The following is a 21,512-nucleotide window of genomic DNA, read 5'->3' on the forward strand; positions in this document are numbered from 1 at the left end:
TTTTAAGAATTGGAGCTTTGACACTTCTATTGCCTTTTTCGATTATTCTCTTTTGTCTTGTGTTAGGTTGTCACTTTTATCTTTCGTCTTAGCAATCTAATCTGCATCCTGAATAACTGTGATTTTGAGCGGAGTTGAGTTAGCCCATGGGACATAATATGTGAACAAAATTTTATGCAAGACAGCACAGTCAATATTTAAAGCAGTACACAGCCTAAGCCATAAGATCAATCTTTTTTTCATGAATGATGAAGGGAACGTTCTGCCAAACATGGCTATGAGAAAGGCAGTCGAAAATACCATTGAAGTACTAGATAAAACCCTTGTAATAATAGAACTTTCCTGTGCAACTGCAGATGATTTTTGAGTATAAATAATAAATACAACAAAAGTTATCATGAATAACTTAACTGGCGATAAATAACTTAAAAGATGCCGCTTAAATGGAGAAAATTTTATTTTTAAGATAAAGTAGTATGCCTCCTCGAACAAAATAACCTTTCCAAGTAACCTTTTTATTTTATTGTCACTCAAGAATGAATTAAGCACATTTATTGCAATTATTTTTAGACTTTCAGCTGTGCCTTTTGGGCTTTGCATTTTATCATTTAGTATTTCGGACAGAAACTCTACTGAAACTGGAAGTTTGACGGCGTCCTCAATCTTTACCTCTGTCGCTTTAAAAATTGCATTTGCTTTCGGTGAATTTCTGTCGAGAATCTTTTCTGCCACTACGCTAGCCAACAGGTATTCCATGAAGGATTTATGCCCAAATTTAAACATTCCAGGTGTGGATGGATCATCAACTAAAATTCCACATGCCCTAACATCGGTCTTTACATGATCTATCCCATACTCAGAGTCTTCAATTCTTTGTTTTAATGGAGCTCTTACCTCCCCTGTAATCGCTGAAGTATTCGCGGAAATAGAATCAGGAATGCACTGAATCAGATTGTCTATGAGAGTATTTAATTGATTTGAGTGTATTTGATTAGGAAGGTCATTTGCTGCCATATAAGCAGCAATTCCGCACATAAAATATTCCCGTTCAGAAGAATTTAGCGCCATAAAATCTCTTGAATCATTCTCTTTAAGTCCTTGTCTTCTATAACTGTGCCTTATAAAAAGATCCATTACAAATGCTGAATTCAAACTTTCAACCTTTTCGAATAGTCGTTCTGACTCCCACAAGGTAGAAACAATATGCAATAATGATGGTCGTGATACTAGTTCCTTAAAACGTTGATTATGTTTAACTAACTGACATATTTGATTTCTTACGTTGCTTTTATGATTACGTAATGACTTTTCAATTTCAGTCAGAGAAAATGGCAGCAGTCTTAAGGCTTCACAGTGCGGCCTGTCGGAAGTTGCTTGTGCGATCCCTAGAGCAGTCTTCATTTCATCTTCGTCAAGAAAAAAATTAGGACGACCAGTTATAAGTATTTTAGCTTTCGGATAACAAAAATCCCATAGTGTTCGAAAATGCTTTAGCCGCATTTCTGCATCGCCAACCAGCGCCATTTCGTCAAAACCTTCAAAAATGAGTAAAAGCTTACCGGCAATATGCAGCTTCATTAAAGCCTGCGGATTTAGATTATACTGTGATGCCCACGCGCCGAGCAATTGTAAAGGCGTTAAATTTCGAGGGCTGGTCCCTCTTAATTCAATCAGTAATGGCAATCGTTTAGCACTCGAATCTTTGAGTTGGTGATAGGTAAACATCAACGTTGCAGTGCTTTTCCCTTGACCATATTCCCCCAACAGTGCAAGTTGCCGCCCACCAATATCACCAAGCCAGTCTTGTAGCAACTGTTCTATATCTTGTAAACTTTTATTATTTACCTCTATTATATCTTGTGTACTCACAAAACGAGCAGGTACATAGACATCTATCAATTTAAAATCTGAATCTGGAAGGTTGTCTATTGTAACTCTTTGGGTTATGTGGTTCTTGTAATCTGTAAAGTTCACTAAGTCTGAAAGTAATGATGATTCACTTTCCACGCGTATATTTTTACCTTTATATTTAATAGTTCTACTTGGCACATCGCAGTGTAATGCTATAATATATTCAGTTTGAACATTCTCAACTGCCTTCAGATGTGAAGTATATTCTATGAATTCATTTAATTCTTTATCAGAAATGTCAGAGTGTGAGGGGTAAAGATAAACATCAGAATTATTGTCAACATTTTTACCAATCCAATATCCTACATTGTCATGCCATCCAACCTTTGGAAAAACATAAGAGGAAGATGAAAGCCTAAGCAATTCTCTAGCTTGATCTTTCCACGCTAGAGAATCTGTTACTGGCTCTAACTCAAAAAAGTTTCTAACCGATAGAGGCGAAAATGCTGCGGGAGGTGGCTCCTTTTTTGCCATTCTGCGTATTTCATTCACGCCCTCGCTAATGATCCCTGAAGGCTGATTTCTCTGTTCACGTTGGTATTGCTCATAACTTTTCAAACCATCCCAATTTTTATATAAAGATAATATGGCTTGAACACCTACAAAATAGACTATTATTAATAGCCCATAATCTGTCCAAGTGACTTCATGGACTACTATATTTTCACCAGTTACCTTGTTAAATAATTCTAGACCAAAATTCCAGGGCATAAGATTGCTTTTGATGCAGGATAGTACTAACATTGTCATTGAAGATAAAGATGTTAATGCTGCGAATGCAAAACGTTCTCTTGTGTATTCTTGTCTTTTAAAGTAAATATAAATCGCATAAATCACAGTAATTAGAAGTAGAACGGCTAATATTGCAATAGTGATTTTCATATACCCTCCTATAGAGTAAGATATTTGACTGTACAGTATTTTATCTTCTTAATTCTCTCCTTGTGCGGGGGGAGAAATTGAGGCAAAGGTTCCGACTTGTTTGCTCATGCCATAGGGACCAAAACTCAGTATTTGCTTTCAAGTTTAATTCACGTCCTTTATTTTTATCTGGTTCTACAACTCGTGATTGACCGGCCAGGACCGGTATCTATAGCGGTAACGCACGCAGACAAGGGCGTCACCATACTTTTCGACCAGTGCCTTGGTTCCTTTCTGACCAGGCTTCAGCTTCAAGCGTGTTACCATTGAATTAACTCGAAAATAGCGCTCTTTTTGTGCTGCGAACTATACATTTACTTTTTGCGGCAATCAATTAAAATGCTTGAATTTTGTCGGCTCTATTTATACCGCTATGGCGACCACAAGAGGTGAAAGACCCTTATGATCCCCGTCACTCCAGAGGGTACTCTCCAGAGAATTAAGTCCTTGCACAATCAAGCCTCAAACCCTATAAGTCCAGCCCTGGCTCATTCCTTTATCCACATTGATCGGGAGATGACACTATGAAACGGATTATCCTCCTGGCGGTCGCGGTGCTCCTGGCTTTTCACGGGGTGGCCGCGGCAAGCCCCTGCGATGACTGGAACATCCTGGAGAAGGAGATCCGCGACGGTCTCATCGACCGCGCATCCGCCGGAAACCGCATCACCCTCCTCCACCGGCTCCTCCTCGATACCTATGGCACCACTGCAGCCAATTCGGCAAAGGTCTTCCCCGTGGCGGGCTATGATTACCGCGCCATCGGGGGACGGCACGGCAACGACTACCGCCCCAGCGGGTACTCCTTTTACCAGGGAGTCCGGCACGGCGGCCATCCGGCCCACGACATCTTCGTGCGGGACCGAAACCAGGATTTTCTCGATGACGCCACCGGCAAACCGGTCGCCATCGTATCGTTTACGGATGGTGTCATCATCGCAACGAATCCCGACTGGGAGTACCCGAGTCCCATCCGCGGAGGGAAGTACGTCTGGATCTTCAACCCCGCCGAGGAGCGCTATTACTACTACGCTCACCTGTCGTCCGTGACGGTAGCGCCGGGGCAAACCGTGACCGCGGGCGACCCCATCGGTTTTTTGGGAAGAACCGGAAAGAACGCCTACCCGCGCCGGTCTCCTACCCACCTCCATTTCATGGTTCTCTCGTACGCCGATGGGAGGATGCTCCCCCGCAACCCCTACCGTGAGCTCGTCGCCACAAAACGCGACAAACTGAAAAATCCCCATTGACAACAGCGTTCTATTAAGTAAGGTTAGAAGCCATCTAATTTACCAAGGAGGATTCCCATGAAGCGTACCGCACTGCTCACCGCCGCCCTGATGCTCTCCTCGTCCCTCGCCTTTGGCGCCACCAAGACCTACCAGGCAACCGGTCCCGTCCTCGAAGTGAAGGACGACATGATCGTTGTCCAGAAGGGGAAAGAGAAGTGGGAAATCGCCAAGGACAAGGATACCAAAGTTACCGGCGACCTGAAGGTCGGCTCCAAGGTCACGGTCCAGTACACCATGAAGGCCGCCAGCATCGAGGCGAAGGGCGGCGAGAAGAAAGCAGAGAAAAAGGCAGAAAAGAAGGTTGAAAAAAAGAAGTAACACCATATCATCACCGCACCATGAAGGCCGACCCGCAAGGACCGGCCTTTTTTTGTTCCGGCGCGATGGGCGACGGTTGATTGACTCCTATCATTCCGGTGATTTAATTAAACAAAATAATTTCGATTCATACCATCCAAAGGAGATACAACCATGAGCGTGCTCCAGGCATCCGTCGGCGAAAATGGGAAAAACCTGAAGGGGGATGTTGAAACGGTCCAGAGTCTCCTGAAATCCAAGGGCTTCGACCCGAACGGGGTGGATGGCGTCTGCGGCAAGGACACCATCGCGGCGATCCGCAGATTCCAGGCCACGTTCCTGAGCAATCCGGACGGGCTCATTGAGCCGGGACGCAAGACGTGGCAGAAGCTGGCGGGCACCGGTGGCGCCGCGCCCGACCTTTCCCAGTGGAGTGGCGACAGCGCCCGGTGGACCCAGGAGAAAAAGCTCCAAAGTTTGCATCCGGAACTGCGCCCGAAGGTTGAGAAGGTGCTGCAGGCTCTTTGTGCCCGGGGATTCCAGCCGAAGGTCTTTTACGGGTGGCGTTCCGTGGCGGTACAGATGCAGCTCTACTACCAGGGGAACAGCAAGGTGAAATTCAGCTTCCATAACGCCCAACACCCCGACGGCACCCCCAACGCCTATGCCGCTGACATCGTCGACAGCCGCTTCGGCTGGGCACCGGAGGCGGAACAGACGGGTTTCTGGAAAGCCCTGGGGGTAGAGGCGAAGAAGTGCGGCCTCATCTGGGGGGGCGACTGGGTGAATTTCCGGGACTGGGCCCACGTGCAACTGGTGCAGAACGGAGAACTGGTACGGGTCAAGCAAGAGAGCGGTCTGTGATCAGGGCTTTCGTTGCGGCAGCATTGATCGCCGGCACGGCGCTCCCGGCCAGGGGGGAGCGCCTCTGGCTCGTCATCGGGGCAAGCGATCCCACTGCGGCGGGAATAGCACGGAAGGCCAAGGCGTTGGCCCCCGCTGATCCCGATCCCCTTGTTGTCCGGACAGGCGACTGTGGCGACAAGAGGAGTATCTTTGCCTGGGTTCCCGAGATTGCCGCCTCTCCCGAAGCCGCACGTGCCGCCCTTTCCCGCATGCGCGCCACCACAGGCGATGCATATCTGAAGCGCTGCGACGCGGAACCGCAGACCCTGCTCGCGCTCAGGATGACCGCGGTGGCTCCCTCCATTGCAGATGTCCCGGAAAACGCAGTGAATTGGGAGGAAAAGGACCGGATCTCCACCGTACGTCCGCTCCCCGACGGGCGCAGTATCGTCGTTGTACGCTCCTATTCCCCGGCGGCCGGAGATCCTCTGGAAGGGAGGCGGGAGCGGGTCATCCTGGCTTCCCCCTCCGGCAAACGCACGGTGCTGGAGGAAAACTGCATCGACCCCGGCCCCGTGGCCACGCGGCAGGGGCGCATCGCCTTTCACTGCGTGCGGGAACAGGGAGGCGACCAGCTTTTCCATGACGTGGCGGTTTTCGACGCATCAGGGGAGAAGATCTCAGGAATCCGGCACTGCCGCGACCCGAAATGGCGCGACGGAGAAGCTGTTGAATGCAGAGAAGAATCCGTTGGACCCGACGGGGCGTTGACGCTCCGGACAAAACGCATCCTCATCCCCCGCAAAGAGAAAATCCCCAATCGGGGTAGATCAGGAACCTGACACGCCGGAGGGAAGATACCCCTTGGCCAGGGCACGGAAAGCCGCAACCTCTGCCGCCTGCCAGGTCTCATCACGTCCCAGCTCGGCAGCCATCAGAGCCGCAACCGCCGGGGCCTCCTCCATGGCGGCACGGGCATCGAGGATGAGTGCCCTGGTACGGCGGCTCAACACATCCTCCACGCTTCGCGCCCATTCGTAACGAACCCCCCAGACCACTTCAGCCAGACGGTACGGAAGCCGGGGATGGAGCTTCCGGCGCAGGTCCGGCTGAACGGTGCACAGTTCTTCCAGGGCGGCGGCTTCTGCTCCGTACATGGACCACTCGCCGTCAGCGGCCGACTTGGCCAGCCAGCCGTGGATGGGGAGGTCGGCTGTGCGCGAAGGGCGCTCTTCCAGCCCCGCCAGCCTGGCCGCACTGTTCACTGTATCCTCGGCCATCCTGCGATAGGTGGTCCACTTGCCGCCAGTGATGGTGACCAGGCCGGCAGCCGAAACCAGAATAGTGTGATCGCGGGAGAGTGTGGCGGTGTGGGCTATGTCGCCTCCCCGCACCAGGGGCCGGAGACCGGCAAAGACGCTGAGGATGTCGGTTATGCCGGGGTCACGGGAGAGATACCGGGATGCGTGTGCCAGAAGGAACTCCACTTCCGCGGCCAGGGGACGGGGCTCAACGGTGGCCCGGTCCACCGGCGTATCAGTGGTGCCGACGATCACCCGTTCGTGCCAAGGGACGGCGAAAAGCACCCGGCCGTCGTCGGTGTGGGGCACCATGATGGCGCTGTCGCCGGGGAGGAATTCCCGGGGGAGGACCAGGTGCACCCCCTGGCTCGGGGCGATGACCGGTTGCGCGCCAGGCTCGTCCAGCCGGCGGATGGCGTCGCAGAAGGGGCCGGCGGCATTAACCACCACCCGCGCCTCAAGCTCGTATTCACGACCGCTCTCCCGGTCGCGGGCCGCTGCACCACAGACCAGGCCACCGGCCTTGAGCAGTCCGGACACTTCCAGACGGTTCAGGGGAACTCCGCCCAGATCGGCAAAGGTGCGGGCCAGGGCCACGGCCAGCCGGGCATCGTCGAACTGGCCGTCGTGGTAGATCACTCCGCCGCGCAACCCTGCCGGCTCCACGGTGGGAATGCGGCGCAGGGTTTCTTCCCGGGAAAGTATCTGCGACGGCCCGAGCCCCAGCTTACCCGCCAGCATGTCGTAGAGCTTCAGTCCGATGCCGTAGAACGGCCCTTCCCACCAGTCGTAGAGCGGCACCACAAAAGAGAGGTTGTGCACCAGGTGTGGCGCATTGCGGATCAGTGTTCCCCTCTCATGAAGGGCCTCCAGCACGAGAAAGATATTTCCCTGTTGCAGATACCGGACCCCGCCATGGATCAGCTTAGTACTCCGGCTAGAAGTGCCGCTCCCGAAGTCGTCGCGCTCCAGGAGCAGCGTCCGGTAGCCCCGGCTTGCCCCCTCTACGGCCACGCCGAGTCCCGTCGCACCGCCGCCGATTACGAGCAGATCCCAGCACTTCTCATCCTCAAGCTGCTGCAAAAGCATCGATCTGGTCATGGCGCCGCCCAGCCCCGGGCCCGCTCCACGGCCCGTTCCCACCTTCCTCGCAGTTCTGCAGCCTGCTCACGGCCCATGGCAGGTTCGAAGACCCGATCCACCTGCCAGTGGCCGGCAATCTCCTGCCGGTCGCGCCAGAGGCCCACCGCCAACCCTGCCAGGTAGGCCGCCCCCAGGGCTGTAGTCTCGCTGATTCTGGGCCGCACCACCGGCACCCCGAGGAGGTCGGCCTGGAACTGCATCAGGAGCCCGTTGGCCGTGGCGCCTCCGTCGACCCGCAGTTCGGCCAGTTTGATGCCGGCATCGGCCTCCATGGCAGTGAGAAGGTCGGCGCTCTGGTAAGCGATGCTTTCCAGAGTGGCCCGGGCGATATGGGCGGCGGTGGTGCCGCGGGTGATGCCGACGATGGTCCCCCGGGCATAGGGATCCCAGTGGGGAGCGCCAAGGCCCGTGAAGGCGGGAACCAGGCAGACGCCGCCGCTGTCCGGGACGCTGGCCGCCAGGGCCTCCACCTCCCCGGAGGAGCGGATAATCCCGAGACCGTCCCGAAGCCACTGAACCGCGGCACCGGCGACAAATACGCTTCCCTCCAGGGCGTATTCGGCGCAGCCGCCCAGTTGCCAGGCAACGGTGGTGAGGAGGCTGTACCGGGACCCTACCGGCTGCGCACCGCAGTGCATCAGCATGAAGCAGCCGGTGCCGTAGGTGTTCTTGGCCATCCCTGCCGTGCCGCAGGCCTGGCCGAAGAGGGCCGCCTGCTGATCTCCGGCCATGCCGGCAAGGGGAATCGTGGCGGCGAAGATATCCCCGGCGGTCTCGCCATAGACGGCGCTGGAATCCACCACCCGGGGCAGCACGGCCCGGGGTATCCCGAGGGTAGCCAGCAGCTCATCGTCCCAATCCAGGGTGGTAATGTTGAAGAGGAGCGTCCGGGAAGCATTGCTCGCGTCGGTGATATGGAGCGTTCCTCCCGACAGGTTCCAGACCAGCCAGGAATCCACCGTGCCGAAGGCCAACTCTCCCGCTTCGGCGCGACTGCGGGCGCCGGGTATGGTATCCAGCAGCCAGGCCAGCTTGGTGCCGGAGAAGTAGGCATCCAGGACCAGGCCGGTCTTCTGCCTGAAGAGCGGCTCCAGGCCATCGGCCTTGAGGCGATCGCAAAGTTCCGCGGTGCGTCGGTCCTGCCAGACGATGGCGTTGTGGAGCGGCTCGCCGCTTCGCCGGTCCCAGAGGAGCGTCGTCTCCCGCTGATTGGTGATGCCGATGGCCTTAACCTCGCGGGGAGAAATGCCGGCCCTGGTAAGGGCTTCGGCCGCCACTCCAACCTGGGTGGCCCAGATTTCCCGGCCGTCGTGTTCCACCCAGCCGGGCCGGGGGAATATCTGGCGGAACTCCCGCTGGGCAATGGCGCGGATCGTTGCGGTGGTGTCGAAGACAATGGCGCGGGAACTGGTAGTGCCCTGATCCAGGGCAAGGATATAACTCATGGCCACCTCGCGGAATAGTCGGCTACTGTATCGCAATTGTCCCGTGAAGAGGCGGGTTGCGCAAGGGAAGTAACGAAAATATGCGGGTCACTTCTGCGTCTACCGGGAGCCGGCTCTATAATTGCTGCTGGACACTCACCGGCATGAGTGGGAAAATATGAAAGATTGCACTTCACATCCGAAAGGAGCGGAACCGATCATGAGAAGAAGCGTTGTTGCTCTGAGCCTTGTTACCGGCCTTCTGATGACGCCGTTCATACCTCTTCATCGGGCAGAAGCTGCGCTCGGTGAACCTGCCGCTTCGGTTGCCGTTGACCGCAAGGCCCTTTCTGCTTCACAACGTGCCGCCGCACCCCGGAAGGGATATTCGGTTCAGGAACTCGTAACCGGGGGCAACACCGTGCGTGAGTACATTACTCCGTCAGGCATCGTGTTCGCCGTTGCCTGGAACGGGGTTTCCCACCCCGACCTCACGCCGCTGCTGGGGTCCTATCTCACCGAGTATAAGCAGGCTTTACGGCAGTCCCCCAGGCAGCGGGGGCAGCGTCGTTTTCAAGTTCAAGGCAACAGGGTCGTGGTCGAAAAATGGGGGCACATGCGCAACCTGCAAGGGAGAGCTTATGTGCCCGCCTTGATCCCGACCGGAGTGACCATCAATGAAATCAAATAGAATCCTTCTGCTTTCCCTTATCGTTGCACTGGGTATTTCCGGCTGTGGTGGCGGTGGGGGAGGTGGTGGCGGAGGAGGAGGTGGTGGTGGGACCGGCACGGAGGCCAACGCCCTCGCAATCACCGTCCCCAATGACCTGTCATACCCCAATAAACCGACCGTCAGCGTCACGGTCTGTGAGCCTGGGACATCCAACTGCCAGACCGTCGGCAACGTTCTCCTGGATACCGGCAGTTATGGCCTGAGGATATTCAAACAAGCCTCTTCCAACATTACCTTGCCGCCGGAGTTGGTCGGTTCTGCTCCTGTCGCCGAGTGTTTGTCCTTCTTGGATGGCTCGGGAATCTGGGGGCCAGTGCAGAGAGCCGATGTAAAGCTTGGTGTTGAGACTGCTCTCAACGTCCCGATTCAAATTATCGATGCCACCTATTTTTCAGGTGCCATTCCTCTCGAATGCACAACTCCGAACGTAACGCGTCTGAACCAAAGCCCGTCTGACGCAAGATATAACGGAATTCTCGGTGTCGGTCTGTTTGTCGAGGATTGTGGAGACGGATGTGCCAGGAGCGACACTAACGGCGTGTACTTCACCTGCAGCGGATCGAACTGCGCCGGAATCATCGTCCCCATCGCCAACCAGGTGCAAAACCCGGTTGCCCATCTCAGCCAGAACAACAACGGCGTTGTCGTGCAAATGCAAGGTATTCCCGCCGGAGGGGCTGCAACAGCCAGCGGCAAGCTCATTCTCGGCATAGGCACCCAAACAAACAATACGCCTTCCGGGGTAACATCCTACCCAGCCAGTAACTTTGGAGAGTTTACAACCGTATTCAATGGTACGACCTTCAACAACAGCTTCATCGACAGCGGATCAAACGGGCTTTTTTTCGACGATCCCACAATACCTGCATGCTCGTCTCCCAACCAGGAATGGTACTGTCCTCCATCCACCCTATCGCTGAGCGCTACCAACTCCGGCGCTTTCGGCACCCCGAGCGGCTCCGTATCATTCAGCATAGCCAACGCAACCAGTCTGTTCAACACGTCACATAGTGCCTTCGCTGAACTTGGCGGATCAGGCTTTGGAAGCAGTTTTGACTGGGGCCTCCCCTTCTTCTATGGCCGCTCCGTTTTCGTGGGGATTAATGGGACCAGTTCCAGCCTCGGCACCGGACCCTACTGGGCGTACTGAGTGAACCACCATCATGCCGCCTTTGAACTCTGGCGCCAAGACGACAACGGCAACCGGTTTTTGGTCGGCACCTTTGACGACCGCGCCGCCGCCGAACGCCAACTGACTGCCCTGACCCGCGTCCAGCACAAACAGATCTACTGGATTGCCGAGTGTCAAATCATGAAACCACAGGAGACCCCATGCAGGTAATCGACGACAACCACTGCTTCATCTGCGGCAGCAATAACCCCATCGGACTTCACGCCGTCTTCACAGCCGATCCGGAAAAGGGCCGGGCCGAGACCCGGGTCAGTATTCCGGAGCATTTCCAGGGGTGGCAGGGGATAGTCCACGGCGGCATCCTCTCGGCCCTTCTGGACGAAATATGCGCCCAGGCCTGCATGGCCCGCGGACTCCAGGTGGTGACCAGCGAGATGCGCCTACGCTACCGGAAACCGGTACCCACCGGCAGCGTGGTAACCGTTATCGGCGAGATCGTTGGCGACCGGCGCCGGCTCATCGATGTGCGCGGGGTCATCGAAATGGACGGTCAGACCATGGCCGAGGCCGAGGTCATCATGTTCAAAACGGCGGGATGACCGGCAGTGTGCGCACCAGTGCCAAAGGGCTTCATAGTGTGATGGAGGGAAAGGAGGCGAGAGGATTCACTCGGGTTGCTGAGTCTCCTCCTTGGGGAGGGATAGGACGGGCGGTACCTGATTGAGGCGATCGCCGCCATGTTTCGGACAGTATTCGGTGGGTTGGGTTCCCTCGATATAGAATTCGTCGCGCTTTTCCGGGCAGTCCGGCGTTGCCTGATAACCGGTTGCCGGGTCGATGGAAACAGAAACAACCGTATCGGGTTTGGAAAAATCCACAACTGGCTTTGATGCCAGAGCCGGCCCCATGAACCGCTCCCAGATGGGCGCCGCCACAGCCCCGCCGGTAAAGCCCTTCCCTCCCGGCCGCGGCTTGTCGTATCCCACCCAGATGCCGGTCAGCACCTGGGGAGTGTAGCCGATGAACCAGGCATCACGGTAATCATCGGTGGTGCCGGTCTTCCCGGCCGAGGGACGCTTCTGGCTGAAGGATTTGAGGGATTTTGCGGTGCCGTACACCATGACGTCCTTAAGCATCCGGGTGGTGACAAAGGCAGCCGCCGGGGAGAGGGCTGATGTAACTGACGGAGCGTTTTCCGTCCAGGCGCGGCGATTCCTGTCATAGATACGCACGATAGTTCTCGGTTCGGACCTGAGCCCTCCGTTGGCCAGAGGGGTGTAGGCTCTTACCAGGTCGCGCAAGGTAACGTCTTCCGTCCCGAGGGCCAGGGAAAGATCGTTGTTTGGACGCAGGGGAAGTCCCGCCTTGTGGGCAAAATCGACAAAATACGGGACCCCGATCGTGTCCAGCAACTTGACCGCTATGATGTTGTTCGAGTATGCCAGGGCTCGCCGCAGCGACAGCTGGCCATACCGCTCCTTCCCGTAGTTCAGCGGCTTCCAGGTCTGATTGTTCCCGCGATCGTAGGCAACCGGCGTATCATCCCAGACGCTGCCGGCGGTAATCCCCACTTCCAGGGCTGCGGCATAGATCAGCGGCTTGATGGCTGAGCCGGGTTGACGCCTGGCAAGGAAGGCGCGATCATAGGGACTCTTCGTGAAATCTACCCCCCCTACGGCTGCCAGCACATCACCCGTTGCAGGATCCAGAGAAACCAATGCCCCCTGAAGCTCGGGGGAAATCCTTTTTACCCCTTCTTTCAAGGTCTTTTCGGCCAGTTTCTGCAGGTTCAGGTCCATGGCGGCAGTAACTTCCAGCCCCCCCTGCTCGATGATCTGCGGGCCGAAGCGCTCCACAAGTTCGTTCCGGATATGGGCCAGATAGTAGGGAGCCTGACTGCGCTGCACCGTTGTTATGGGGCGGGTTCTCAACTTCTGTTTCTGCCGCGCGGATATCATATTGAGGTCAAGCATGCGAGCAAGGACCACGTCCCTTCGCCTGCTGACATCGACCGCTTTTCCGAGGGGGTTGTAACGGCCCGGGTTCTTGGGCACTCCAGCCAACAGGGCGCATTCGGCATCGGTCAGTTCATCGGGGGTCTTGTCAAAATAGATCCGGGCCGCCTGGGCAATGCCCCACGCCCCATTGCCGTAGTAGATCTCGTTGAAATACATCTCAAGAATCTGCTTCTTGGTATATATCTTCTCGTACTCCATGGCCATCCGGGCTTCCTCAAGCTTCCGCTCGATGGTCTTCTCCCCGGAGAGATATCTGTTCTTGATCAGTTGCTGGGTAATGGTCGATCCCCCTTCCACCAGCTTACCCTTGACCACATCCTTCACCAGCGCCCGGGCGATCCCTCGAATATCAATGCCTCCATGCTCGAAAAACCGTGCATCTTCCACAGCCACCACTGCCTTTTGCAGGAAAGCGGGAATGTTATCTATGGAGACCCAGTAGCGTTTTTCGGGAAGGAGACGTCCCACGAACCGTCCGTTGCGGTCGAAAACCTTGACCGACGAATAGCCTGACGGCAGATAGGGATACTTGGCGATATTCCCCTGGGCTAAAGCCGATGAGACCAGAAGGAGAACCATGAACAGACCGAATGAGGTCAAAAGAACCGTACGCTTGAAGGCAAAGATCAGACAGGAAACCACGATGACTGTTCGCTCCGGAAAGAGACTGCGTTGCCGTAGTTCTGTCTATAAACGGGAGATGCGTCGATGGCGACAGAAGAGACAACGATGGAAACTTCGTAAGACGCTACATTCTTCCAGAAGATGTGTCAAGGGGAGCGGAGGAACGCTCCCCCCCTTGGCATAACGCCGGGTTGCCGGACCATTCCAGCCCAACAGCCACTGAAACGCCTGTTTTATATGGGAAAGATTGGGAAAGATAACAAGTTTAAGCGTTGCCCAACAAGACTCGGATGTGGTAAGTAAGTAGCCCCACGTATTGCAGAGCGGCCAGGGAATAGACCTGGCGGCTTTACTTCACAATCTGTGAGTAACGATGCGATGGAATTAATCGGGGAGGATGTGTGGTCGAAAATAAGTCCGTTCGCGTATTGTATATGGAAGATGACGCCGGTTTAGCCAGGCTGTTGCAGAGAAAATTGCAGCGACAGTCCTTCTCGGTTGAAATCGCCAGAAACGGTGATGACGGCTTGGCTACGCTCGAGAAATCACCCTTCGATGTCGTGCTGCTCGATTACAGCATGCCCTCATGCGATGGCATCGACGTCTTGCGGATTATGGCGGAGTGCAAAACCTCTCCTCCGGTGATCATGCTAACCGGCAGGGGGAATGAAAAAATCGCCGTTGAAGCATTGCACCTGGGGGCCAGCGACTACATCGTGAAAGATGTGGATATGGGCTATCTGGAACTTCTTCCCGTCGTCATCAATCAGGTCTTGCAGAAACAGCAGTTGATCCGGGAACGCGAGCAGATGCTCAAGACACTTCAGGAGAGCGAGGATCGATACAGAAGACTCAGTGCCCAGCTTGAACGGAAGGTTTTGGAACGCACCGCGGAACTGCAGACTTCCAACAGGGAACTGGAAGTTTTTTGTTATTCCGTGTCACATGATCTATCTTCCCCACTCCGTACGATCAATGGCTTCAGCGAAGTTCTGCTTGAAGAGTACGGCGATCGACTGGACAATGCCGGCAGACGGTGTCTCTCGAAAATAGGCGCGTCCGCCGCTCAAATGGGGCAGCTGATGGACGCGCTGCTCGACCTCTCAAGAATGGCGACCGACGAACCGCGCCTCGAACCCGTAAACTTGAGCGACCTTGCAGGGGAAATCGCGCAGGAACTACGCGACCTCGAGCAACAGCACAAGGTTGAGGTCAGGATAACCGGCGGCATGGAAGTAGAAGGTGATCCTGCATTGCTTAGAGTTATGATGGAGAACCTGCTGGGGAATGCATGGAAGTTCAGCAGAACCCTGCCAGACGCCTGTATCGAGTTCGGAAAATCGTTTCAAAACGGGGAGATGGTATATTACGTGCGCGACAACGGCATCGGTTTTGACCTGGGTAATTCCGGCAAGCTGATCGACCTGTTCCAGAGGCTGCACCTCGGGGATGAATTCAAAGGCATCGGAATAGGGCTCGCAACGGTCCAGCGCATTGTGGAACGCCATAAGGGACGGGTTTGGGCTGAGAGTGAAGTGGGCAAAGGTGCTACGTTCTATTTCACCCTTTCGCCTGTGGCCAATTAACTGGAGATACGTTACAGCCCCGCGCACTGACCCCCTGCCCCCAATACCCCAAGACTGCCAAGACAGATTGAGACTTACCCCAGAAGGTCATTCCGGCATCGTTGTCGTAATGCCGGTCCTGCTTGTTGTTTGTGACAATAAATGCACGATCCCGAGAGAGAATTCACGTGAGGCACATAGATATGCTCCTGCTTTCCAAGTGGGCACCTGCCCTGATGATTTGCACGATCCCATTGATAGGCTTGATAGAACCGTCGTGGGGATCGGAAGATGAGAACCTGAACCTCAGTGAACTGGGTCTCGAAGACTTGATGAACATTCAGGTGACATCGGTATCGAAAAAACAGCAGAAGCTATCCGATGCTGGTGCAGCTATCTTCGTCGTCACCAGGGAAGACATCCGACGCTCCGGAGCTACCAGCATCCCCGAAGTGCTCCGCATGGTGCCGGGCATCCAGGTAGCCCGTCTCGATGCGAACAAGTGGGCTGTCTCGGCAAGAGGGTTCAATGATCGCTTCTCGGACAAGCTCTTGGTCCTTATGGATGGCCGGACCGTCTTTACGCCCCTCTTTTCCGGCGTGTACTGGGATGTCCAGGATGCGATGCTCGAAGACATAGACCGCATCGAGGTGATCCGGGGACCGGGAGCCGCCCTCTGGGGAGCCAATGCCTTCAATGGCGTCATCAACATCATTACCAAGCACGCCCAGGAAACCCAGGGAGGTCTTCTGAGCGCCGGTGCCGGAACGGAAGAAAGAGGGTTCGGCGGGGCGCGCTATGGAGGGCGCGTTGGTGACGATACCTATTACCGGTTGTACACGAAATATTTCAACAGAGATGGTGGCGTCGATGCCGCCGGCAACGAGGGGAAAGACGACTGGAGCGTTTTGCGGGGAGGATTCCGTGTGGATTCGGACCTGACCGCACAGGATTCGTTGACCGTCCAAGGGGACATCTATCATGGGAAAGAGGGAGAGACGTTCACCGTTCCTCTCGTGGCCCCGCCCTATTCCCGAACCTTCAACTCGGATACCGATATCGCCGGGGGGAATCTCCTGTCCCGCTGGACGCGCAAGCTTTCAGATACAGCAGACATGGCGCTTCAGCTTTACTATGACCGGACTGAACGTGACATGGCAATCTTGGGTGAAATCCGGGACACCATTGATGTCGACTTCCAGAACCGGTTCAGATGGGGCTCCCGGCAGGAAATTATGTGGGGATTAGGCTACCGTTTCAGCCATGAAAGCATCACCAACAAAATCCCGATCTCCTTTACCCCTGACAAACGGAGCGACAATCTTTACAGCCTTTTCGTACGGGACGACATAGCGCTCATTGAAGAGAAACTCCGGCTGGTTCTGAGCTCACGGTTCGAGCACAACGACTTTACCGGCTTCGAGATTCAGCCCAATGCCCGTCTCATCTGGACGCCTGACTATCGGCAGACTGTCTGGGCCGCTGTTTCGCGCGCCGTGAGGACACCTTCCAGCGCCGAGGAAAATTTTCGAAATGATATTTCCGTATATCCTCCTGGAACTGTTAACCAGACACTCCCCGTACTCTTTTCCGGCTTCGGTTCCAGGGACTTCAAGAGTGAAGACGTGATTGCCTATGAGCTCGGCTATCGCGTTGCCCCAGCCGAACATTTTTCAGTTGATATTGCTACATTTTACGACAACTTCTCGCGTCTGCGCACGCTTGAGTTCGGTACACCCTATCTCGAAGTCTCCCCGTCACCGCATCTCGTTCTACCAGGGATAACCTCAAATAAGATGCATGGTGAATCCTATGGAGTTGAAGTGGCTGCGGACTGGTTGGCACTTGAGTGGTGGCGTTTGCACGCTGCATACAGTTTCCTGGAGATGCAGATGCGCCTTGATCCTGACAGCAACTCACTGTTTTATCTTGGTTTTACCCAAGGGACGAGCCCGCGGCATCAGGGTTCACTTCGCTCTTCCATGGAGTTAGGCAGAAGCGTCGAACTGGATGTCTGGGTACGGTATGTGGATCGACTGCCGGAATTTGACATTGACCGCTATGTAACGCTTGATGCCCGCCTGGCGTGGAAGCCGACCAGGAACCTTGAGCTTTCACTCGTCGGCAGGAACCTTACCGACAGTCACCATCCCGAATTCAATTCAGCGATCATTTCTACCGCTCCCACCGAGGTGGAGCGGAGTTATTACGGAAAAATCACCTGGCGCTATTAGTCGGCAGCAACGCAGCCGCATCGAAATCAACCAAGACAACGGATATCCAGAAAACATAACTGTGATCAAGAGAACTGTCACAATCCTCATCATACTGGCGTGGTGCATTCTGAGTCTGCCCACCGTGCAGGCGGAGGAGCGCCTTCCCAGCGAGTACCAGGTCAAGCTGGCGTTTCTCCTCAATTTCGCCCGGTTCGTCGAGTGGCCCAAGGACGCGTTTGCCGATGCCAATTCACCGATCATCCTGGGGATTCTCGGGGACGATCCGTTTGGCACCTCCCTCGCATCGATCAAGGGCAAGACCATTCACGGAAGGAAGCTCCTCATAAACAAATTCAAGGATGTCGACGACATACGAGACTGCCATATCCTCTTCGTCAGCAGTTCGGAAAAAAACCACCTGTCGCGCATCATGCCCTTCCTCAGGCAGGCGAAGATCCTTACGGTCGGCGACATGAGGAAGTTTGCCCAGAAAGGCGGGGTGATAAATTTCGTCGTCGAAAACGATAAAGTCGGCTTTGAAATCAATGTGGATGCCGGGAAACGCGCAGGCCTGCAGATAAGCTCCAAGCTGCTGAGCCTGGCACGAATCGTTCGCGATTCGCAATAGAGTGCCGGTATGCGTATATTTCGACAAGCGACGATAAAGCGGAAAATGATGCTGATCAGCATGGCGACGACCGGCGTAGCACTGCTCATATCCGGGGCTGCCCTGATATTCAATGAGATGGTTTCATACCGCCGCTCCCTGGTGAACAGCTTGACGGTTCAGGCACGGATCACCGGCAGCAACAGCACGGCGGCACTGAGCTTTAACAATCCGAGGGTGGCAAATGAAATTTTGGGAGCTCTGAGCGCTGCGCCCAATATCGTCCAAGCGACAATCCATACCCGCGAGGGTGAGATATTTGCCCGTTACCTGCGAAACGGGGAGAGAGTCAAACCGATCTCCCCTCCCCTGAAGAATGGCTACTCTATTGCTGCCAACAGCATTGTTGTGGTCGAGCCTATCATCCTCGACCGGGAACCGATCGGCACCATACTCATCGAATCGGATCTCAGGGAATTACTTGGCCGTTTGTGGTGGTACACAACAATCATGGTCATCGTCTTCTCGGGATCGCTCTGGATTGCCTTCCTCCTGTTGTCCAGGATGCAACGGGCTGTCACCAGCCCCATCCTTGATCTGGTACAGGTTATGGGTACCGTTTCCCGCGAGGGGGACTATTCCGTGCGGGCCTCGGCATGGAATGATGACGAACTCGGCTCCCTGGCGCAAGGGTTCAACGAGATGCTGGTCCAGATCCAGAGCAGGGATAGGGAGTTGGAGTTGCATCGCAGACAGCTTGAGCAAACAGTGGCAAGCCGTACGGCGGAACTCGCGGAGGCCAACAAACAGCTGCAGCGTGAGCTTGTGGAGCGCCAGCGCGCTGAAGAGCAGCTGCAACGTTATTCCGGGGAACTGCGGGACATCAATGATGAACTTAAAAGCTTTGCCTATATGGTCTCGCATGATCTTCGGGCACCGCTCATCAACATAAAAGGGTTTGCATCCGAGCTTGATCTGGCGCTGAAGGACGCGATCCCCCTCCTTGAGCAATCTCTTACCTCTCTTTGCGGAAAAGAGCGTGAGCAGGTCAGGTGCGCCTTGCAGCAGGATGCACCAGAGGCCCTCGGATTCATCAGCTCTTCGGTCACCCGGATGGATGCGCTCATCAACGCGGTTTTGCAACTCTCCTACATGGGGCGGCGAGAAATCAGGCTCGAAACGGTCAGCGTCATGACGATCGTCAATTCTATCCTGCAATCGTTGCGACACCAGCTTGAGCAGCGCAGCGTCACGGTCACGGTCGGCGAGCTTCCGGAAATCATCATAGACAAGATGGCGCTTGAGCAGATCATCGGCAACCTGCTGGACAATGCGGTCAAGTACCTGGCAGCGGAACGCCCCGGACGCATCGAAGTCATCGCTTGCGAAGAAGCGGATGGAACGACTCTCCGCATCAGCGACAACGGACGAGGAATAGCACCGGGGGATAGGGGAAAGATGTTTGAGCTGTTCCGTCGGGGAAACTGCCCGGATACCGTGGGCGAAGGGATGGGCCTCGCCTGTGTGAAGACCCTTGTGCGTCGCTTCGGGGGACGGATCGAATGCGAATCAGAACCGGGAGTGGGGACAACCTTTAGCGTCTTTATCCCCAAGCAATCAGATTCAGGAAAGGAGTATCAGTAAGCTCTCCGGCGCGCCTCCTTCTTGACATAAGGGGTATTGTTGCTAGGGTTTATTATCGTCATTCACAGACATGCGGGAGACAGCATTACTGCCGACTTTCACTGCGGAACGACCGTCGAAGGGTGCTACCGGAACCTTCATTCCAACAGTGAACGGACCAAGGATGGGCTCGTACGGCAATGTTCGTTCAAAGGCGCACCACCTTCAACAAGAGCCGGCGTCAATGCGTATTGCTGGCAGCCGTATTCATCCTCTCTGGTTGCATCAAAGTGGGGCCGGATTTTCACAGGCCCGATGTCGCGGTTCCATCTGATTGGACCGGGGCAGAAGGAGACCTGGGGAAAACCGGTACCACGGATTATCGCAGTTGGTGGCGGGTATTCAACGACCCGATCCTCGACCGCCTCATTGACCACGCTTACCGAGAGAACCTCACCCTCAGGATCGCCGGAGCGCGAGTGCTCGAAGCCAGAGCACTGCTCGGCATAGTGGTCGGAGAGTATTTCCCGCAGACCCAGCAGGGCTTTGGCTCGGTTCACTACAACAGGACAAGCCAGGGGTCTGTGCAGACCGGCACCCAACAATCTTCCGCCAGCCAAAGCAGCGCGTCGCCCGGGGGGGGCTCCGGGTTATCGTTCTGGCAATCGCAGATCGGGTTGACGGCCAGTTGGGAACTCGATTTCTGGGGCAAGTTCAGGCGGGCCATCGAATCGGCCGATGCCGGCTGGCTTGCCTCTGTGGCCGACTACGACAATGCGCTCGTGGCTCTTACGGCGGATGTCGCCAATTCCTACATTACCATCAGGACCCTGGAAAAACGGCTCAACATTGCCCGCCGGAACGCGCAAACCCAGAGAGAGAACCTGAACATCGCCGAAGCCCGGTTCAAGTACGGCACAGCAACACAGCTGGACTTGGATCAGGCCGAAACTTCGCTCAATAACACCCTTGCCGCGCTCCCCTCCCTGGAAGCGCAACTCCGGCAGACCAAACACGGTCTCAGCGTTCTGCTGGGAATGGCGCCGGGCGACCTGACCGGCTATCTGAATGGTCCTGCCCATATCCCCGTTTCTCCCCCCCAGATTGTGTTGGGCATCCCGGTCGACCTGCTACGCCGCCGGCCCGATATCCGCGCCGCGGAACACCGTGCAGCGGCCCAGAGCGCCCAGATCGGCGTGGCAAAGGCTGACCTCTATCCCGCTTTCTCCCTCTCCGGCACGTTCGGATTCCTCTCAACCGATATCGGCAGTTCCAGCCTGAGCGACATGTTCAACTGGAGCAGCCGTTTCATACAGGCAGGCCCTTCATTCCAGTGGAACATCCTCAATTACGGTCGGATTTCGAACAATGTCCGGCTCCAGGATGCGCGCCTCCAGGAACTGCTCATCACTTACCAGAACATGGTGCTCACTGCGCAGCAGGAGGTGGAGGACAACCTGGTAGCCTTCCTGCGGGCCCGCGACCGGGCTGAATACCTGGCCCGGAGCACCGCCGCTGCGGCGAGATCTCTCGATCTCGCGGTCCTCCAGTATCAGCAGGGGATCAAGGATTTCACCACTGTGCTTATCGCGCAGCAGTCCCTCTTGAATGAGCAGGACAGCCTGGCCACAACCATGGGCACCATCGCGAGCAGTCTGGTTGGTGTCTACAGGGCACTGGGCGGGGGTTGGGAGATACGGGAAGGAAAAGAACTGGTTCCCCCTGAAATCAGAGCAGAAATGGAACAGCGGACCGATTGGGGAAAGCTCCTTACCCCGGCATCATACAATCCGCCCATCCCCCCGGAGAGTGAACCGGGGGGACGCTGGCCGGACTGGTGACCGTTTTGCCGCGGCATC

Annotated in this window: 17 protein-coding genes; 13 read left to right on the forward strand and 4 right to left on the reverse strand. The window is 55.4% G+C overall.

All coding sequences use genetic code 11. The annotated features are described in order from the left end of the window. Positions 1–96: 96 nt before the first annotated feature. A complete protein-coding gene (locus tag KI811_RS05145) occupies positions 97–2,793 on the reverse strand; it encodes an NACHT domain-containing protein (RefSeq protein WP_214185408.1) in 2,697 nt (898 codons plus the stop codon). A 563-nt stretch (positions 2,794–3,356) separates the two neighbouring features. Here KI811_RS05145 and KI811_RS05150 point away from each other — a divergent pair. The 4 genes from KI811_RS05150 to KI811_RS05165 all read left to right on the forward strand — a co-directional run bounded on the left by KI811_RS05150 (position 3,357) and on the right by KI811_RS05165 (position 6,109). Beyond that, positions 3,357–4,082: a M23 family metallopeptidase gene (locus tag KI811_RS05150; protein ID WP_214185409.1), complete on the forward strand. Its 726-nt coding sequence runs from the start codon at positions 3,357–3,359 to the stop codon at positions 4,080–4,082. Positions 4,083–4,139: 57 nt separating this feature from the next. After that, positions 4,140–4,442 carry a hypothetical protein gene (locus KI811_RS05155; protein ID WP_214185410.1) on the forward strand — a complete coding sequence of 101 codons (303 nt, stop codon included), beginning with the start codon at positions 4,140–4,142 and terminating at the stop codon, positions 4,440–4,442. A 153-nt stretch (positions 4,443–4,595) separates the two neighbouring features. Further along, positions 4,596–5,285, forward strand: coding sequence for a peptidoglycan-binding protein (locus KI811_RS05160; protein ID WP_214185411.1), 690 nt, complete (start codon positions 4,596–4,598; stop codon positions 5,283–5,285). Continuing rightward, positions 5,282–6,109, forward strand: coding sequence for a hypothetical protein (locus KI811_RS05165; RefSeq protein ID WP_214185412.1), 828 nt, complete (start codon positions 5,282–5,284; stop codon positions 6,107–6,109). Before KI811_RS05160 ends, KI811_RS05165 begins: the two co-directional genes overlap by 4 nt. On the opposite strand, the gene KI811_RS05170 is transcribed toward KI811_RS05165, so the two are convergent. Both KI811_RS05170 and glpK read right to left on the reverse strand, forming a co-directional pair. After that, on the reverse strand, positions 6,098–7,669 hold the full coding sequence (locus tag KI811_RS05170; RefSeq protein ID WP_214185413.1) for a glycerol-3-phosphate dehydrogenase/oxidase: 1,572 nt from the start codon (positions 7,667–7,669) through the stop codon (positions 6,098–6,100). The two genes, KI811_RS05165 and KI811_RS05170, sit on opposite strands and share 12 nt — an antisense overlap. Further along, positions 7,666–9,156: a glycerol kinase GlpK gene (gene glpK, locus KI811_RS05175; RefSeq protein ID WP_214185414.1), complete on the reverse strand. Its 1,491-nt coding sequence runs from the start codon at positions 9,154–9,156 to the stop codon at positions 7,666–7,668. Before glpK ends, KI811_RS05170 begins: the two co-directional genes overlap by 4 nt. Positions 9,157–9,355: 199 nt before the next feature. Between glpK and KI811_RS05180 the strand changes: the two genes are divergently transcribed. Genes KI811_RS05180 through KI811_RS05195 form a run of 4 tightly spaced genes read left to right on the forward strand, consistent with a single transcriptional unit; the run spans position 9,356 to position 11,599 of the window. After that, a complete protein-coding gene (locus KI811_RS05180; RefSeq protein WP_214185415.1) occupies positions 9,356–9,826 on the forward strand; it encodes a DUF2844 domain-containing protein in 471 nt (156 codons plus the stop codon). After that, positions 9,813–11,018, forward strand: coding sequence for a DUF3443 domain-containing protein (locus tag KI811_RS05185; protein ID WP_214185416.1), 1,206 nt, complete (start codon positions 9,813–9,815; stop codon positions 11,016–11,018). Before KI811_RS05180 ends, KI811_RS05185 begins: the two co-directional genes overlap by 14 nt. Then, the gene (locus KI811_RS05190) at positions 11,019–11,210 is read left to right on the forward strand and encodes a hypothetical protein (RefSeq protein WP_214185417.1); all 192 of its coding nucleotides are present in this window, start codon (positions 11,019–11,021) and stop codon (positions 11,208–11,210) included. It abuts the gene before it with no gap. Next, a complete protein-coding gene (locus tag KI811_RS05195; protein WP_214185418.1) occupies positions 11,201–11,599 on the forward strand; it encodes a PaaI family thioesterase in 399 nt (132 codons plus the stop codon). The genes KI811_RS05190 and KI811_RS05195 overlap by 10 nt, the downstream gene beginning before the upstream one ends. Before the next feature lie 66 nt (positions 11,600–11,665). On the opposite strand, the gene KI811_RS05200 is transcribed toward KI811_RS05195, so the two are convergent. Further along, positions 11,666–13,597: a transglycosylase domain-containing protein gene (locus KI811_RS05200; RefSeq protein WP_246551442.1), complete on the reverse strand. Its 1,932-nt coding sequence runs from the start codon at positions 13,595–13,597 to the stop codon at positions 11,666–11,668. Between the two features lie 446 nt (positions 13,598–14,043). Here KI811_RS05200 and KI811_RS05205 point away from each other — a divergent pair, with 446 nt between their 5' ends. From KI811_RS05205 to KI811_RS05225, 5 genes are all read left to right on the forward strand, one after another. After that, positions 14,044–15,228, forward strand: coding sequence for a sensor histidine kinase (locus KI811_RS05205; protein WP_214185419.1), 1,185 nt, complete (start codon positions 14,044–14,046; stop codon positions 15,226–15,228). 182 nt (positions 15,229–15,410) lie between these two features. Further along, positions 15,411–17,441, forward strand: a complete 2,031-nt coding sequence (locus tag KI811_RS05210; RefSeq protein WP_214185420.1) for a TOL_0244 family TonB-dependent receptor — start codon at positions 15,411–15,413, stop codon at positions 17,439–17,441. A 61-nt stretch (positions 17,442–17,502) separates the two neighbouring features. After that, positions 17,503–18,051, forward strand: coding sequence for a TOL_0243 family YfiR-like periplasmic protein (locus KI811_RS05215; protein ID WP_214185421.1), 549 nt, complete (start codon positions 17,503–17,505; stop codon positions 18,049–18,051). Between the two features lie 9 nt (positions 18,052–18,060). Next, positions 18,061–19,674, forward strand: coding sequence for a sensor histidine kinase, YfiR-like protein-associated (locus KI811_RS05220; RefSeq protein ID WP_214185422.1), 1,614 nt, complete (start codon positions 18,061–18,063; stop codon positions 19,672–19,674). Between the two features lie 179 nt (positions 19,675–19,853). Then, positions 19,854–21,494, forward strand: coding sequence for an efflux transporter outer membrane subunit (locus tag KI811_RS05225; RefSeq protein ID WP_214185423.1), 1,641 nt, complete (start codon positions 19,854–19,856; stop codon positions 21,492–21,494). The last annotated feature ends 18 nt before the right edge of the window (positions 21,495–21,512 follow it).

Origin of the sequence: Geobacter hydrogenophilus, from assembly GCF_018501225.1 — a bacterium.
GTDB classification, from domain to species: Bacteria; Desulfobacterota; Desulfuromonadia; order Geobacterales; family Geobacteraceae; genus Geobacter; species Geobacter hydrogenophilus.